The sequence below is a fragment of the Streptomyces sp. NPDC051662 genome (genome assembly GCF_040681655.1).
In the GTDB taxonomy this organism is placed as follows: domain Bacteria; phylum Actinomycetota; class Actinomycetes; order Streptomycetales; family Streptomycetaceae; genus Streptomyces.
The window spans coordinates 128,034-142,746 of record NZ_JBFAZD010000012.1; the positions used below are offsets into that span (position 1 = coordinate 128,034).

The window sequence follows — 14,713 nt, forward strand, 5'->3', positions numbered from 1 at the left end:
GGAAGGGAAGCTCCTTGACCGACGACGCGGACGATTCGGCGCCGACCATGATTCTGGGCGTCCATGGCGTCCTCGACCTGGAGCCATGGATCCGCCGGGCCCATGAGGACGACGGCCTCGAAGAGGACATGTACAGCCTCGTCGTGAAGCGGACGGTCGCCTATGGGCTGAGTTCCTTCCATACGGGCGGGCCGGAGGGCGAGCGCTGGGGACACAACGACGCGGGCGGCGACTGGACCCAGGACGGAAAGGTCCACCAACTGGCCTGGCTCCAGGTCGCGGTCAGCGAGGACCTGCCCGGGCAGCGGATTCCGATTCAGCCCGCGGCGACGGTCCTCCGCGATGTCCTGACCCGTCTGGGCCGCTTCCGTCTCACGGGGCTGCACACCGTGGCGCCTCTCCAGCTGGCCCCCGACGGCCGCGCCGATCTCGTGGACGCGGCGGCCTGGTTCGCCCTCGCGGACCCGGACCCCGGCGCGTCGGCCGGCCTCACCGTGTCCGTATGGGCGCCCGAGACCGCCGGTCTGTCCGGCCGCGCGTCCGACCTCCTCGCGGCGGCCCAGGAGCGTGCGTACGACGCGATGACGATCGGGCCCGCGCCTGCCGGGGCGGCCACAACCTCCGGGCAGGACGGTCTGGGCCTCCCCCTCGCGGGCGAGGTCCAGACGGAGGGAATGCGCCCCGGCCCGGCGTTCCACTGCCGCGTCCCTGAATGGTCGCTCGATGTGGCCGCGTGGACGACGGAGATCTTCGTGGACGCCCTGAGGTCCACGGGGACGACCGCCCCGGCGCTGATCACGGTGTCCGCCCGGGAAGGCGCTCACCAGTAAACCTACGACGAGGTCTGCACCGACGGGCCGGTCGGGTGCGTCGGTACGACCACCGGCGGTTCGCTGACGCCCGGGGTGTCGGCGGGCGGTACCGGACCCGGCGCCTGCGCGCCGCCGGACAGCAGCACGGGCAGGCACATGACCACCACGGCGGCGGCCACACCGAGCGCGGCCAGTGCGACCCTGCGCACCCGGCGCACGCCCCAGCCGCGTCCCCGCGGAGGCTCCTCGGGGCGCAGATCATGATGCGTGACGAGCGCGGCACGGGCGGCCAGCGCGGCGCGCAGCCGGTCCTCGGTGGCACGTCGGCGGTCTTCCGCGTCCGGTCTCATCGGACCGCCCCCAGCTTCTTCTCCAGCGCGTCCAGCGCGCGGCTCGCGGTGGACTTGACCGTGCCGCGCGACAGGCCGAGCGTCTGCGCGATCTGCGCCTCCGACAGCTCCGACCAGTAGCGCAGCACCAGCACCTCGCGCTGCGGCCGCGTCAACTGGGCCAGCGCGTCGAGGACTTGACGATGCTCCTCGGCGAGCAGCAGCCCCTCGTCCACGGGCGGCCCGTACCCCTCATGGGGCGGGGTATGGCCACGGGCGGTGCGACGTCTGCGCAGCACGGAGCGGGCCGCGTTGACGACGGCGGTGTGCAGATAGGCCGCCGGGTCCTGGAGCCCGTCCAGCGAGTTGCCATGCGTGCGGCAGACGGCGGCGAAGGCGTCCTGGACGACGTCCTCGGCGGTGGACAGTTCGTCCACCAGGAAGAGCGCGAGCCGCACCATGTCGACTCGTCGTGCCCGGTACAGCTCGGCCAGTGTGGGCGGGCGCCTGTCGTCGTACGGCGTGTCGAGCGCCCGGAGAGACCGTTCCCGCACCGGCGCGCCCTCGGTCCGGGACATACGGGAGAGCAGGCGGGACCACCAGGACGGCGCCGCGGCTATGACGTACTGCATGTGCCTCGATCCATTGCGGGAGGGGCGGGCGGCCCTGGGGATGACCGGCCCGCCCCCGTGGTGCTGCCGCCGCTGTTACCTCGCCGGCGTCTTGGCCAGGTCGCCCGGCTCGATCACCTTGGGCTCCCCGGCCCCGCCGCCCGCCTTGGCCACGCCGCCACCCGGCTTGGCCACGCCGCCCGACTTACCCGCGTCGACGACCTTCGGGGTCTCGACGGACTTCGTCGTGTCCTGCTGGGTCGTCTCCACGGTCGTGGTGACCTTCGGCGCGGCCGGCTTCACGACGGAGTCGGCGACGGCCTGCGCGGCGAAGCCACCGCCCATGAGCAGCGCGGCACCGATGGCGGCAGCCAGGACCCGGGGACGGTAATTCCTTTTGGCCTGCGAAGACATGAAATTTCTCCCGAGGAAGTCACGGAAACACGGTCTGGAACAGCTGAAGGGCCCCTTCAACCCACCAGACGTGCGACACCCCCCGGGGTTGCGCCCCCATCCGAAAAACTTCCTCACGGCCCGGGGCTCAAGCCTCGGGATCCGAGCCCTCTTCGCAAGGAATGGGAGGCGGGTCTCTACCCACCCGCCCCCCCTGCCTGGGGTGTTGACTTTTCGTGACCGACTTGCCACGCAGGGTTGCGACGCCCTAGCGTGCCCTTCAGAGTCCTTCGGGGCACAAAACAGCCCCCGCCGATGCTTGCGACATCTGGCGAGGGCCTGACCAATCAAGATCGACGCTTCAGGAAAGCGATCCCCTGGCTGAGAGCCAGCTCAATGCTGCCGCGCCCGAGACGCACGCGACGTCACCCGCTTCACCCACTTCTCCCCCGATGGCGGTCCCCGGCTACGGCAAGCGTTCGACGCCCGGTCAACAGGCCCGCAGGGATGACGACTTCGCGCACCTGCCGCCGCGCGAGGCCCCGTCGTCCACCACCCGGCGGCGCTCGCCCGCGTACGGCTGACGTCCAAGCTCCCGCCGGAGCGGATCCGCGCACCACGCCCGCCACTGCGAGTCCTGGAGTGCGCGAAGTGCGGCGCCCCCGCCCACCAGAAAGGATCCCGACATGACCATCCAGTCGATCCGCCGCCATAAATCCGGGGCACCATGGAGGGGAGGAGGCGAAACCATGACCCCCAGTACCGCTGATCACGCCCAGATGTCCGTCGAGGAATTCGAGCAGATCGCCCACGCGGCCCCCGAGACCGTGACGCTCGAATTCATCAACGGAAAGCTGGAGGTCAAGCCCGTGCCGGACGGCGACCACGGAGAAATCATCATGTGGCTGCTGCGGCAGTGCATGCAGCAGCGCCCTGAACTGGGGCTGTACCCGGAGCAGGGCCTGAAGGTGGAGACCTACCGCAATGGCCGCGCCCGCCCGGACGGAGCCCTCGCGCCAATAGGTCACTTCGCGGGTCAGGGCGAGTGGGGTGACACCAACGGCGTGCTCATGACGGTCGAGGTGACCTCCCACGATCACGACACCGATCGCCGCGACCGCAAGGAAAAGCGCGATGGCTACGCCGCCGCCGGAGTCCCCGTCTATCTCCTCATCGACAGGGACGCGGGGCTGCTGGTGATCTACACCGAACCGCAGAACGGGCGGTACCAGCTCCGTACCTCACGCCCGTACGGCGCGGCGGTCAAGGTCCCGGCCCCCGTCGGCATCGTTCTGGAAACCGAAGCGCTCAAGGACTTCAGTCGCTGAAACGCCCGAGGGCGGCACCCCCGAATCAGGGGTACCGCCCTCGGTCACTTCAGACCATGGACCAGGTCCGAGCCGTCAGGCTCAGAAGTCCATGTCACCGCCCGGCATGCCGCCGCCGGCCGGGGCCGCGCCGGCCTTCTCCGGCTTGTCGGCGATGACGGCCTCGGTGGTGAGGAACAGCGCCGCGATGGAGGCGGCGTTCTGCAGGGCAGAGCGCGTCACCTTCGCGGGGTCGATGATGCCCTCGGCGATCATGTCGACGTACTCGCCGGTCGCGGCGTTCAGGCCGTGACCCACCGTCAGGTTGCGGACCTTCTCCACGACGACGCCGCCCTCAAGACCACCGTTGACGGCGATCTGCTTGAGCGGAGCCTCCAGCGCGAGCTTGACGATCGCGGCGCCAGTGGCCTCGTCGCCCGTCAGCTCAAGCTTCTCGAAGACCGAGGAAGCCTGGAGCAGAGCCACGCCACCACCGGCGACGATGCCCTCCTCGACGGCGGCCTTGGCGTTGCGCACCGCGTCCTCGATGCGGTGCTTGCGCTCCTTGAGCTCGACCTCGGTCGCGGCGCCGGCCTTGATGACGGCCACGCCGCCGGCCAGCTTCGCGAGGCGCTCCTGGAGCTTCTCGCGGTCGTAGTCCGAGTCGCTGTTCTCGATCTCGGCGCGGATCTGGTTGACCCGGCCGGCGACCTGGTCGCTGTCACCGGCACCGTCGACGATGGTGGTCTCGTCCTTGGTGATGACGACCTTGCGGGCGCGGCCCAGCAGGTCCAGGCCGGCGTTCTCCAGCTTGAGGCCGACCTCCTCGGAGATGACCGTACCGCCGGTGAGGATGGCGATGTCGTTGAGCATGGCCTTGCGGCGGTCACCGAAGCCCGGGGCCTTGACGGCGACGGACTTGAAGGTGCCACGGATCTTGTTGACGACCAGGGTCGACAGCGCCTCGCCCTCGACGTCCTCCGCGATGATCAGCAGGGGCTTGCCCGACTGCATGACCTTCTCCAGCAGCGGAAGGAGGTCCTTCACGTTGCCGATCTTGGAGTTGACGATCAGGAGGTACGGGTCGTCCAGGGACGCCTCCATACGCTCCATGTCGGTGGCGAAGTACGCCGAGATGTAGCCCTTGTCGAAGCGCATGCCCTCGGTGAGCTCAAGCTCAAGGCCGAAGGTCTGCGACTCCTCGACGGTGATGACGCCTTCCTTGCCGACCTTGTCCATCGCCTCGGCGATCAGCTCGCCGATCTGAGTGTCGGCGGCGGAGATGGAGGCGGTCGAAGCGATCTGCTCCTTGGTCTCCACGTCCTTGGCCTGCTCCAGCAGGGCACCGGAGACGGCCTCGACGGCCTTCTCGATACCGCGCTTGAGGGCCATCGGGTTGGCGCCCGCGGCCACGTTGCGCAGACCCTCGCGGACCAGCGCCTGGGCGAGCACCGTGGCGGTGGTCGTACCGTCGCCGGCTACGTCGTCCGTCTTCTTGGCGACTTCCTTGACCAGCTCGGCGCCGATCTTCTCGTACGGGTCCTCAAGCTCGATCTCCTTGGCGATGGACACACCATCGTTGGTGATCGTGGGGGCGCCCCACTTCTTCTCAAGGACGACGTTTCGGCCCTTGGGGCCAAGGGTGACCTTGACGGCGTCGGCGAGCTGGTTCATCCCGCGCTCGAGACCGCGCCGTGCCTCCTCGTCGAACGCGATGATCTTGGCCATGTGAAGTGGTCCTCCCGGACATGGGGTGGATTGCTCCGGACCGCGCTGGCGCCCGCGACGGACGGCCTGAGAGCCGTGCGGTTCCTTGCTCCACCGGCTCTTCGGGCCTCACCGACCCGGTCCTTAAGTTGTCACTCTCACTTGCAGAGTGCTAACGCCAATGATTAGCACTCGACCCCCGAGAGTGCAAGCTCCTCCCGTACGCAGCGGACCCGCCGGACCCTCAGGACGCGCCGCACGCGCCGCACGCGCCGGACCCTCAGGACGCGCCGGACGCACCGGGCCCGCCGGAACGCACGAGGGGTCCGCATCCCCTGTTCGGGATGCGGACCCCTCGGCGTGAGTCACGAGTCGTGCGTCGTGAGTTCGTACGTCAGTGCGTCGGTGGCCGATCGCGCCGGGATCAGACGGCGAGCTTGACCATGTCCGCCTGCGGACCCTTCTGGCCCTGCGAGATCTCGAACTCCACTCGCTGACCTTCTTCAAGGGTGCGGTAACCGTCCATCTGGATCGCGCTGTAGTGGACGAAAACATCCGCACCACCGTCTACCGCGATGAAGCCGTAGCCCTTCTCCGCGTTGAACCACTTGACGGTGCCCTGAGCCATGCCTAACTCCCCTATTACTGGCCCTTGCACGGGGCCACACTTCGCGCCGGAACGCGTCGACCGCGGCTGAATGTATCTGCCCAACTGCCCTCTGCAACAGGTCAATCGGACGAGAATTCTGGGCATGGCTGAACACGCATAGCGTTGAATTCCCTGCGTTCCAGGGCAAGTCGGGCCGGGCAAAGCGCACCTACGGCGCATACGGCACTCCGACTTCGACCCCATGTTGTCGCGTTCTCGCATGCGTTCGGCAGGGGCGACAGCGGGGCGTTCCCATACTGTACCGCGCTCAACCATGTAGAACGGCCCCCTCCGCTTCTCTCACGGAGGGGGCCGTACCAGTCACGGAGCGGAGGAGAATCCGGGGTTCAGCCCCCGGCGACGGCGGGGATGATCGAGACGCCCGCGCCCGCCGGGGTGGCGGTCTCCAGGCCCTGCTCGAAGCGGACGTCGTCGTCGTTCACGTACACGTTCACGAAGCGGCGCAGCTTGCCCTGGTCGTCCAGGACGCGGGCGGCGATGCCCGGGTGGTTCGTCTCCAGGGACTGGATGACCTCGGAGAGGGTCGCTCCCTCGGCGGCGACCTCGGCCTTTCCGCCGGTGTATGTACGGAGAATGGTGGGGATGCGGACGTTGACGCTCATGGTGGTGTTCTGCCTTCCGTCTTCCGAAACGTCGGAAACGTCGTGGTGGTCGTCAGCTGCCGGCCAGGCCGGCGTCGCGGAACGCGTCCAGGCTCGGGCGGATGGTCGCCGTCGGGCCGGTCGTCGGGGCGACGGCGTCGAGCGTCTTGAGACCGTCACCGGTGTTCAGGACGACGGTGGTCAGCGCCGGGTCGAGGAGACCGGCCTCGATCAGCTTCTTCGTCACGCCGACGGTCACACCCCCGGCCGTCTCCGCGAAGATGCCCTCGGTGCGCGCCAGCAGCTTGATCGCGTCGACGATCTGCTCGTCGTTGACGTCCTCGACGGCGCCGCCGGTGCGGCGGGCGATGTCCAGGACGTACGGGCCGTCGGCCGGGTTGCCGATCGCCAGGGACTTGGCGATGGTGTCCGGCTTCTGGGGCCGTACGACGTCGAGTCCGGCCTTGAAGGCGGTGGACACCGGCGAGCAGCCCTCGGCCTGCGCGCCGAAGATCTTGTACGGCTTGTCCTCGACCAGGCCCAGCTTGATCAGCTCCTGGAGACCCTTGTCGATCTTCGTCAGCTGCGAGCCCGAGGCGATCGGGATGACGATCTGGTCGGGCAGCCGCCAGCCGAGCTGCTCGCAGATCTCGTACGCCAGCGTCTTGGAGCCCTCGCCGTAGTACGGGCGGAGGTTGACGTTGACGAAGCCCCAGCCCTCGCCCAGCGGGTCGCCGATCAGCTCGGAACAGAACCGGTTGACGTCGTCGTAGTTGCCCTCGATACCGACGAGTTCACCGCCGTACACCGCCGCCATGACGACCTTGCCCTGCTCCAGGTCGTGCGGGATGAAGACGCAGGAGCGGAAGCCGGCGCGGGCGGCGGCGGCGCCGACGGCGCCGGCCAGATTGCCCGTGGAGGAGCAGGAGAGCGTGGTGAATCCGAAGGCACGGGCGGCTTCGACGGCGATGGCGACGACACGGTCCTTGAAGGAGTGCGTCGGGTTGCCGGAGTCGTCCTTGATGTGCAGGGAGCCGGTGACGCCCAGTTCACGGGCGAGGTTGTCGGCCTTGACGAGCTTGGTGAAGCCGGGGTTGATATTGGGCTTCGTGGCCACATCGGCGGGGACGGGCAGCAGCGGCGCGTAGCGCCAGATGTTGTCCGGGCCCTCGGCGATACGCTTCTTCAGCTCTTCGGGGGTGCCGCTCGGCAGGTCGTACGCCACTTCGAGCGGCCCGAAACAGCTGGCACAGGCGAAGATGGGGCCGAGGTCGAAGCGCTCTCCGCATTCGCGGCACGAGAGTGCGGCGGCGGGTCCGAGATCCACCGAGTCGGCGACGGAGTCGGCGTTCTGGACGGCGGTCTGCACAGCCATGGAGGCGAGGCCCTTTCTCCTCATCTTCCTCGCGACGTACTTCGCCACGAGACGGAATTGGCACCTTCCCCACCGTGACCTCGAATGGTCGGCGGGAGGGTTGCCGGGACTTCAACGGGCCGTTCCCTCAGTCCCTCTGGATGAGCGCTATGGCGCCGGACCCCGGGTCCGATGCGTTTATCGACGTAACGACCCCCGGCATGCGGCGGTCATTCGTGTTGTTCAAGACTGTAACCGACGGAGCGCACGGTTGAGATAGTCGTCCGCACCGCGAGATGGATCACGTTCATGGCACACGTACGCACACGCACAGGGAGTACCGACCGTGCTGGAAGAGGTGGAGCACTGGCTGACCAGGCGTTCCTGGTCCGTGGCCGACCGCCCGCTCGACCGGCTGACCGTGGCGAAGGCCGCGCGCGGTTCGACCGTGAGTGTGGTCCTTCCGGCGCTGAACGAGGAGGAGACGGTCGGCGAGATCGTCTCCGTGATCCGGCGCGAACTGATGGAGCGGGTGCGGCTGGTCGATGAACTGGTGGTGGTCGATTCCGGTTCCACCGACCGTACGGCCGCGGTCGCCGCGGCGGCGGGCGCGCGCGTGGAGCACCGGGACGCGATACTGCCGCGGCTGCCGGCGCTGCCCGGCAAGGGCGAGGTGCTGTGGCGGTCGCTGCTGGTGACGAGCGGCGACATCGTGTGCTTCGTGGACGCCGACCTGAAGCGGTTTTCGGCCGATTTCGTGTCCGGGATCGTGGGGCCGCTGCTGACCGATCAGGACGTGCAGTTCGTGAAGGCGATGTACGACCGTCCGCTGTACCCGGATCCGGCGGGACGGGGATCTGGATCTGGAACGGGATCTGGATCTGGAACGGGACCGGGATCCGGAACGGGACCGGGACCGGGCCCCGGCCAGGGCGGGCGCGTGACCGAGCTGGTGGCCAGACCGCTGCTCAATCTGCACTGGCCCCGGCTGGCCGGTTTCGTTCAGCCGCTGGGCGGCGAGTACGCGGCGCGGCGCTCGCTGCTGGAGCGGCTGCCGTTCCCCGTCGGGTACGGGGTGGAGCTGGGGCTGCTCGTGGACGCCCTGCGTACCGCGGGTCTCGACGCGCTGGGGCAGGTCGATGTCGGGGTACGGATCCACCGCCACCAGGACGAGCGGGCGCTGGGGCGGATGGCCGCGGCGATCTACCGTACGGCGCAGCTGCGGCTGTCCCGGGCGCATTTGGTACGGCCTGAGCTGACGCAGTTCGAGCGCGGCGAGAACGGTTTCGTACCGCGCACGCACGTGGTGGACACGGAGGAACGGCCGCCGGTGCGGGAGATCGCGGAGTACACGGCCGGACGCGCGGCGTAACGGAATACGATCATGCGAATTATCTAGATTGCCCGGTTATGGCGATGAATCATGCGATGACCGGGCCTCTGAGCGCTGTGCACACGCAGCTGGCCCAGGCCGGGAGCACGGCCGAGCGGCTGTGGCTGCTCGTCGGGGTGGTGCTCGCGCTGAGCGGCGCCGGGGTGGTCGCGCTGGCCGCCCTGCGCGGCCGGCGGGACTGACGGCCGTGCCCGGCCGTTGACGGGCGACCCAGCCGCGTCCGTACGTTTGAGCGTTTCCGTGACGGGCTAGGTTTCGGCACATGGTTACCGAGCCGCCCTCCCGGGCCCAGGTCCTCGTCGCGTCCAACCGCGGCCCCGTCTCGTACACACCGCGGGACGACGGCTCGCTGGAGGCCAGGCGCGGCGGCGGCGGGCTGGTGTCCGGCCTGTCGGCCATCGGGCAGGACGGGGACGCGGTGTGGGTGTGCGCGGCGCTCGGGGAGGGCGACCGCGAGGCGGTACGGCGTACGGGCGGCCGGCTCGACCCCGCCGACTCGGGCGGCCGGCGGGTGCGGATGCTGGGCATCGCGCCCGAGGTGTACGCGGACGCGTACAACGGCGTCGCCAACTCCACGCTCTGGTTCGTCCACCACCTGCTCTACCAGACCCCGCTGGAGCCTGCCTTCGGCCCGGAGTTCCGCGCGCGGTGGGCCTCGTACGAGACATACAACCGCGCCTTCGCGGAGGCCCTGGCCGACGAGGCGGCCGACGGCGCGGCCGTGCTGGTGCAGGACTACCACCTGGCGCTGGTGCCCGGGATGCTGCGCGCCCTGCGCCCCGACCTGAGGATCGGGCACTTCTCGCACACGCCCTGGGCCCCGGTCGACTACTTCCGGCTGCTGCCCGACGACATCGCGCGCCAGTTGCTGCGCGGCATCCTCGGCGCGGACCGCGCGGCGTTTCTGACGCACCGGTGGGCCGACGCGTTCACGGCGTGCTGTACGGAGCTGCTGGGCGCGACGGGGGGCACGGGAAAGACCCGGATCGGTGTGCACGGCCTGGGCGTGGACGGCGACTTCCTGCGCGAGCGCGCGCACCGCCCGGACGTGGACGAGCGGATCGGGACCCTGCGGGGGCAGATCGGCCGTACGAGCACGGGCGAGGAGCGGAAGACGATCGTCCGGGTGGACCGTACGGAACTGTCGAAGAACATCGTGCGCGGTCTGCTCGCCTACCGGCTGCTGCTCTCCGAACGCCCGGATTGGCGCGAGCGGGTCGTCCATGTCGCCTTCGCCTACCCGTCCCGGCAGGACCTGGCGGTCTATCGCGACTACACCGCCGAGGTCCAGCGGCTGGCCGACGAGATCAACGCCGAGTTCGGCACGGCCGACTGGACGCCGGTCGTCCTCCATGTCGAGGACGACTTCGCCCGCTCGCTGGCCGCCTACCGGCTGGCGGATGTGGCGCTGGTCAACCCGATCCGCGACGGCATGAACCTGGTCGCGAAGGAGATCCCCCTCATCTCCGAGCGCGGGAGCGCGCTGGTGCTGTCGCGGGAGGCGGGGGCGTACGAGGAGCTGGGCGAGGACGCGCTGGTGGTGAACCCGTACGACATCAGCGCCACGGCGGCGGCCCTCCACGAGGCGCTGACCATGCCGGCCGACGAGCGCGCGGAACGCGCCAAGCGGCTGGCCGCGGCGGCGACGGCGCTGCCGCCGCAGCGGTGGTTCCTGGATCAGCTGACGGCGCTGCGCGCCTGAGGACTCCGGGCGCGACGGGCGACGCGGCAACGGCGACGGGCGCAACGGGCGACGGGGGCGACGAGCGCGTCGGCCATCAGGCGTCGGACGTCGGCCGTCCGCCCATCGCCTCCGCCAGCGCCGCCAGGAAGTCCGCCAGCGCCGCCGGTCCCGGCAGCCGCAGATCGGCGCGCTCGGCCAGTTCGGGTACTTCACCGCCGCTACAGATCAGCAGCCCAGGGTGGCCTTCGGAGCGAAGCTTCCCGACCGCCGCGTAGGCCGGGAGGTCGCCCAGATCGTCGCCCGCGTACAGGACCGTCTCGGCGCCGACCTCGCGTACGTACTCCACCAGCGCCACGCCCTTGTCCATGCCGGGCGGACGCAGCTCCAGGACCATGCGGCCCGGTTCGACGATCAGTCCGTGGCGGGCCGCCAGCTCGGCCAGCGGGTCGCGCAGGGCGTCGAAGGCGGCCTGCGGGTCGGCGGCGCGGCGGGTGTGGACGGCGACCGCCTGGCCCTTCTCCTCGATCCAGGTGCCGCGCCACGCGCCGAACTGGTCGAGGACGCCGGGGAGTTCGGCACGGACCGCCGCGACGCCCTCGTGCGGGGCGGGGGCGCGGACGGTGCCGGAGACGGCGTCCCAGCGCTCGGCGCCGTAGTGGCCCAGGACCACGAGATGGTCCAGTCCCGGCACGCGCTCGAAGCCGCCGTACCGCACCGCGACCCCGGCCGGGCGGCCGGTGACGACCGCGACCGACGCGACGTGCGGCGCGAGCGCGGCCAGTGCGGGGACGGCACGCGGATGCGCGCGGGCCTGTTCGGGGTCGGGGACGATCTCGGCGAGGGTGCCGTCGAAGTCGAGCGCGACGACGGCCTTGCCCGGCCGCGCGAGGAGCGCGGCCAGACCGTCGGCGCCGGCGGGGGTGGCCGGTTGCGGCAAGGGGTACGGGTTGCTGCCCATGCCACGACCATATCGGCGCCCACCGCGGTACGGAGGCTGTCCGGCCGGATAGAGGCCCCCCGGAGGCTCCCGGCGGGGAGCCCGCTGAGGCCCTAACGGCGACGCCGTCTCTCGTCCCTGATCCGCCGCAGCCTGTTCACCGTCACCGGGTCGTGCTCCAGCGCCAGCGGATCGTCCAGCAGCGCGCCCAGCAGCTGGTAGTAGCGGGTCGGCGACAGACCGAGCCCCTCCCTGATCGCCCGCTCCTTGGCCCCGGGACCCGGCCAGCCGCGCCGCTCCATGGCGAGTACGGCGCGGTCGCGCTCGGAGAGCCCGGCGGGACCGGCCGGGTCGGCGGGAGCGGCGGAGTCGGCGGAGTCCGCCGAGTCGGCGGCAGCGTCAGCCGGGTCAGACGCGGTCATACGACCACACGCTACTCGGCGGCCTCGGCCGCCGCCGCGTCCCTGGCGATCCCGCCGAGGACGTTCGACGGGCTGGCGCCCGGCTCGACCGCCTTGCCGATGTTCTTCTTGAAGCTCTCGCTCACGCTCGCCCACGAGTTCTTGCCGTACGGGATCAGCTCGGACGTGGGCAGCGCCGTCAGGAACGTGCGCAGGTCCGCGTACTGCGGGTCCGCCACCATCGCCTCGTTCGCGCTGTAGGTGACCGGAAGCAGGTCGTACTGCCCGGCGAAGGACATCACGTTCTTGTCGTTGTACGCGAAGTCCAGGAACTTGCCGATCGCCTCACGGTGACCGTTCTGCTTGAAGGCCATCATCCAGTCGGCCACACCCATGGACGCCTTGGCCTTGCCGTTGACGCCGGGCAGCGGCACCATCCCGAACTTGACGCCCTGCTTCGCGGCCTCCTCCATCAGGGAGGGATGTCCGTTGAGCATGCCGACCTGGCCGCTGGTGAACGCCTTGAAGGCGGTGGCGCGGTCGAGCTTGCCGGGAGCGACAGGCCCGGTCAGCCCCTTGCCGACCAGCTCCTTCTGGAGCCACTGGAACGTCTTGATGTTCTGCGGCGAGTCGATGTTGTACGAGCCGTCGGCGGTGTCCGTGTAGCCGCCACCGCCGCTCAGCAGCCACATCATGGTCTCGCCCTGCGCCTCCTCGGAGCCCAGCGGCAGCGCGAACGGTGTGGTCACACCCGTGGCCTTGAGCGCCTCGGCGCTGGACTGGATGTCGTCCCAGTTCTTCGGGGCGTCGAGACCGGCCTGGTCGAAGAGCTTCTTGTTGTAGAAGAGCAGCCGGGTGGAGGCGACGAACGGCAGTCCGTACTGGATGCGGTTGACCTTGCCGGCCTCGGAGAGCTGCGAGAGGAAGTTCGCCTGTGTGGGGACGGAGAGGACTTCGTCGGCGGTGTAAAGCTTGTCCTTCTTCACGTAGTTGGCGTACGAGCCGACCTGCGCGATGTCAGGGGCCCGGTTCTCCTCGACCATCGTGGCGACATCGCTGTCCACGGTCTTCCAGGGGCGGACGCTGACATCGACCTTGATGCCGGGGTTCTCGGACTCGAACGCCGAGGCGAGCGCGGACCAGTACTTCTCGGAACTGTTCTCGGCGCTGGTGCCGTAGTCCGCGGCGACGAACTTGAGGGTGACGTCGTCCCCGGACCCTCCCGTACTGCCGCAGCCGGCCAGCGCCATTGTCATGCCCCATGCGGCTATCGCCGCGGTCATTCCCAGATAGCGCTGTCGCACAGCTGTGTTCCCGCCCTTGTTCTTCGATTGCGCGTAAGGCCCCGGTCGGTCCCCCGTGACGCACTGTTATGAAGCAGTGATTTTCCCTCATCCGGAGGTTTCGGGTCCACCGGGGATTGGTTTCACTTAGGCAACGCCCAAACCTGGAGCCAACAGGCTTCTGCGTTTGTATGGAGACTCAACAATCCTGGACAGTGGACTAGACCTTTCACGGGTCTACGCGCGAGACTGTTTCCGTGAGACACGTCATCGCCCTGGATGTGGGCGGCACAGGCATGAAAGCCGCCCTCGTAGGGGCGGACGGCGCGCTGCTGCATCAAGCGCGCCGGGCGACCGGCAGAGAGCGCGGGCCCGACGCGGTCGTGGAGACCATCCTCGGCTTCGCCGCGGAACTGCGCGCGTACGGCGTCGAGCACTTCGGCGAGAGCGCGCTGGCCGTCGGGGTCGCCGTGCCCGGCATCGTCGACGCCGAGCGCGGTATCGCCGTGTACTCGGCCAATCTCGGCTGGCGCGACGTACCCATGCGCGAGCTCCTCGGCGCCCGGCTCGGCGGCGTACCCGTCGCGCTCGGGCACGACGTACGCACGGGCGGTCTCGCCGAGGGGCGGCTCGGCGCGGGCCGGGGGGCCGACCGCTTCCTGTTCGTGCCGCTGGGCACCGGGATCGCCGGGGCCATCGGCATCGCGGGCTCCATAGAGGCCGGCGCCCACGGCTACGCGGGCGAGATCGGCCATGTCGTGGTCCGCCCCGACGGGCCCGACTGCGGCTGCGGACAGCGCGGCTGTCTGGAGACCCTCGCCTCCGCCGCGGCCGTGACCCGCGCCTGGGCGGCGGCGAGCGGCGACCCGGAGGCGGACGCCGCCGACTGCGCGAAGGCCGTGGAATCCGGCGACCCCGCGGCCGTACGGGTCTGGCTCGACGCCGTCGACGCGCTCGCCGCGGGGCTGGTCACCGCGCTCACCCTGCTCGACCCCCGAACGCTGATCATCGGTGGCGGTCTGGCCGAGGCCGGGGAAACCTTGTTCACACCTCTGCGGGCCCGGGTCGAGGAGCGGGTGACCTTCCAGAAACTGCCCGAGATCGTCCCGGCGGCCCTCGGTGACCACGCCGGCTGTCTGGGCGCGGGTCTGCTGGCCTGGGACCTGCTCGCCGCCACCGAGCTCACCACCGCCCAGCCCGCCACCACAGCGGCGCACGCCGCCCGAGCGCACGCCACGCAGCCGCACCCCA

General features: G+C 70.0%; 15 protein-coding genes, 1 pseudogene and 1 riboswitch. Of the genes and pseudogenes, 6 read left to right on the top strand and 10 right to left on the bottom strand.

Annotated elements, in window-relative coordinates; translation table 11 throughout:
- Positions 1 to 14: 14 nt before the first annotated feature.
- On the top strand, positions 15 to 830 hold the full coding sequence (locus AB0M67_RS21405; RefSeq protein WP_365747628.1) for a hypothetical protein: 816 nt from the start codon (positions 15 to 17) through the stop codon (positions 828 to 830).
- Positions 831 to 832: 2 nt separating this feature from the next.
- On the opposite strand, the gene AB0M67_RS21410 is transcribed toward AB0M67_RS21405, so the two are convergent.
- The 3 genes from AB0M67_RS21410 to AB0M67_RS21420 form a co-directional block, all read right to left on the bottom strand.
- Positions 833 to 1,162 carry a hypothetical protein gene (locus AB0M67_RS21410; RefSeq protein ID WP_365747630.1) on the bottom strand — a complete coding sequence of 110 codons (330 nt, stop codon included), beginning with the start codon at positions 1,160 to 1,162 and terminating at the stop codon, positions 833 to 835.
- On the bottom strand, positions 1,159 to 1,773 hold the full coding sequence (locus AB0M67_RS21415; protein ID WP_365747632.1) for a sigma-70 family RNA polymerase sigma factor: 615 nt from the start codon (positions 1,771 to 1,773) through the stop codon (positions 1,159 to 1,161). Before AB0M67_RS21415 ends, AB0M67_RS21410 begins: the two co-directional genes overlap by 4 nt.
- A 75-nt stretch (positions 1,774 to 1,848) precedes the next feature.
- Positions 1,849 to 2,166, bottom strand: coding sequence for a hypothetical protein (locus tag AB0M67_RS21420; protein ID WP_365747634.1), 318 nt, complete (start codon positions 2,164 to 2,166; stop codon positions 1,849 to 1,851).
- A gap of 728 nt (positions 2,167 to 2,894) precedes the next feature.
- Between AB0M67_RS21420 and AB0M67_RS21425 the strand changes: the two genes are divergently transcribed.
- Positions 2,895 to 3,473: a Uma2 family endonuclease gene (locus AB0M67_RS21425; protein WP_365747636.1), complete on the top strand. Its 579-nt coding sequence runs from the start codon at positions 2,895 to 2,897 to the stop codon at positions 3,471 to 3,473.
- Positions 3,474 to 3,554: 81 nt separating this feature from the next.
- Here the strand turns inward: AB0M67_RS21425 and groL are convergent, their stop codons facing one another.
- From groL to thrC, 4 genes are all read right to left on the bottom strand, one after another.
- A complete protein-coding gene (gene groL / locus AB0M67_RS21430) occupies positions 3,555 to 5,180 on the bottom strand; it encodes a chaperonin GroEL (RefSeq protein WP_030353342.1) in 1,626 nt (541 codons plus the stop codon).
- Positions 5,181 to 5,583: 403 nt separating this feature from the next.
- Positions 5,584 to 5,787: a cold-shock protein gene (locus tag AB0M67_RS21435; RefSeq protein WP_005315736.1), complete on the bottom strand. Its 204-nt coding sequence runs from the start codon at positions 5,785 to 5,787 to the stop codon at positions 5,584 to 5,586.
- Positions 5,788 to 6,155: 368 nt separating this feature from the next.
- Positions 6,156 to 6,431, bottom strand: a complete 276-nt coding sequence (locus AB0M67_RS21440; protein ID WP_351389992.1) for a ubiquitin-like small modifier protein 1 — start codon at positions 6,429 to 6,431, stop codon at positions 6,156 to 6,158.
- Positions 6,432 to 6,483: 52 nt separating this feature from the next.
- Positions 6,484 to 7,785 (bottom strand): threonine synthase, encoded by a 1,302-nt coding sequence (thrC, locus tag AB0M67_RS21445; RefSeq protein ID WP_365747638.1) that lies wholly within the window; start codon positions 7,783 to 7,785, stop codon positions 6,484 to 6,486.
- A gap of 17 nt (positions 7,786 to 7,802) precedes the next feature.
- Positions 7,803 to 7,932, bottom strand: a riboswitch (SAM riboswitch).
- A 178-nt stretch (positions 7,933 to 8,110) separates the two neighbouring features.
- Here thrC and AB0M67_RS21450 point away from each other — a divergent pair.
- The 3 genes from AB0M67_RS21450 to AB0M67_RS21460 all read left to right on the top strand — a co-directional run bounded on the left by AB0M67_RS21450 (position 8,111) and on the right by AB0M67_RS21460 (position 10,859).
- On the top strand, positions 8,111 to 9,136 hold the full coding sequence (locus tag AB0M67_RS21450) for a glucosyl-3-phosphoglycerate synthase (protein ID WP_365747640.1): 1,026 nt from the start codon (positions 8,111 to 8,113) through the stop codon (positions 9,134 to 9,136).
- 56 nt (positions 9,137 to 9,192) lie between these two features.
- Positions 9,193 to 9,339, top strand: coding sequence for a hypothetical protein (locus AB0M67_RS21455; RefSeq protein ID WP_365747642.1), 147 nt, complete (start codon positions 9,193 to 9,195; stop codon positions 9,337 to 9,339).
- Positions 9,340 to 9,419: 80 nt separating this feature from the next.
- Entirely contained in the window at positions 9,420 to 10,859 is a 1,440-nt protein-coding gene (locus AB0M67_RS21460; RefSeq protein ID WP_365747644.1) for a trehalose-6-phosphate synthase, read from the top strand.
- A gap of 76 nt (positions 10,860 to 10,935) precedes the next feature.
- Here the strand turns inward: AB0M67_RS21460 and otsB are convergent, their stop codons facing one another.
- From otsB to AB0M67_RS21475, 3 genes are all read right to left on the bottom strand, one after another.
- The gene (otsB, locus tag AB0M67_RS21465) at positions 10,936 to 11,799 is read right to left on the bottom strand and encodes a trehalose-phosphatase (RefSeq protein ID WP_365747646.1); all 864 of its coding nucleotides are present in this window, start codon (positions 11,797 to 11,799) and stop codon (positions 10,936 to 10,938) included.
- 92 nt (positions 11,800 to 11,891) lie between these two features.
- Entirely contained in the window at positions 11,892 to 12,200 is a 309-nt protein-coding gene (locus AB0M67_RS21470; protein WP_365747648.1) for a DUF3263 domain-containing protein, read from the bottom strand.
- Positions 12,201 to 12,211: 11 nt separating this feature from the next.
- On the bottom strand, positions 12,212 to 13,462 hold the full coding sequence (locus tag AB0M67_RS21475; RefSeq protein ID WP_365747877.1) for an extracellular solute-binding protein: 1,251 nt from the start codon (positions 13,460 to 13,462) through the stop codon (positions 12,212 to 12,214).
- A gap of 257 nt (positions 13,463 to 13,719) precedes the next feature.
- On the opposite strand from AB0M67_RS21475, the pseudogene AB0M67_RS21480 reads away from it, so the two are divergent.
- Positions 13,720 to 14,649 (top strand): annotated as a pseudogene (locus tag AB0M67_RS21480) (ROK family protein); the annotation flags it as partial.
- Between the last annotated feature and the right edge of the window lie 64 nt (positions 14,650 to 14,713).

Bases quoted from the DNA above. Each gene is read 5' to 3' on its own strand.
- groL (WP_030353342.1), bottom strand. From the start codon at position 5,180: ATGGCCAAGATCATCGCGTTCGACGAGGAGGCACGGCGCGGTCTCGAG.
- AB0M67_RS21415 (WP_365747632.1), bottom strand. From the start codon at position 1,773: ATGCAGTACGTCATAGCCGCGGCGCCGTCCTGGTGGTCCCGCCTGCTC.
- AB0M67_RS21460 (WP_365747644.1), top strand. From the start codon at position 9,420: ATGGTTACCGAGCCGCCCTCCCGGGCCCAGGTCCTCGTCGCGTCCAAC.
- AB0M67_RS21455 (WP_365747642.1), top strand. From the start codon at position 9,193: ATGACCGGGCCTCTGAGCGCTGTGCACACGCAGCTGGCCCAGGCCGGG.
- AB0M67_RS21475 (WP_365747877.1), bottom strand. From the start codon at position 13,462: ATGACCGCGGCGATAGCCGCATGGGGCATGACAATGGCGCTGGCCGGC.
- AB0M67_RS21420 (WP_365747634.1), bottom strand. From the start codon at position 2,166: ATGTCTTCGCAGGCCAAAAGGAATTACCGTCCCCGGGTCCTGGCTGCC.
- AB0M67_RS21440 (WP_351389992.1), bottom strand. From the start codon at position 6,431: ATGAGCGTCAACGTCCGCATCCCCACCATTCTCCGTACATACACCGGC.
- AB0M67_RS21410 (WP_365747630.1), bottom strand. From the start codon at position 1,162: ATGAGACCGGACGCGGAAGACCGCCGACGTGCCACCGAGGACCGGCTG.
- AB0M67_RS21470 (WP_365747648.1), bottom strand. From the start codon at position 12,200: ATGACCGCGTCTGACCCGGCTGACGCTGCCGCCGACTCGGCGGACTCC.
- AB0M67_RS21435 (WP_005315736.1), bottom strand. From the start codon at position 5,787: ATGGCTCAGGGCACCGTCAAGTGGTTCAACGCGGAGAAGGGCTACGGC.
- otsB (WP_365747646.1), bottom strand. From the start codon at position 11,799: ATGGGCAGCAACCCGTACCCCTTGCCGCAACCGGCCACCCCCGCCGGC.
- AB0M67_RS21425 (WP_365747636.1), top strand. From the start codon at position 2,895: ATGACCCCCAGTACCGCTGATCACGCCCAGATGTCCGTCGAGGAATTC.
- thrC (WP_365747638.1), bottom strand. From the start codon at position 7,785: ATGGCTGTGCAGACCGCCGTCCAGAACGCCGACTCCGTCGCCGACTCG.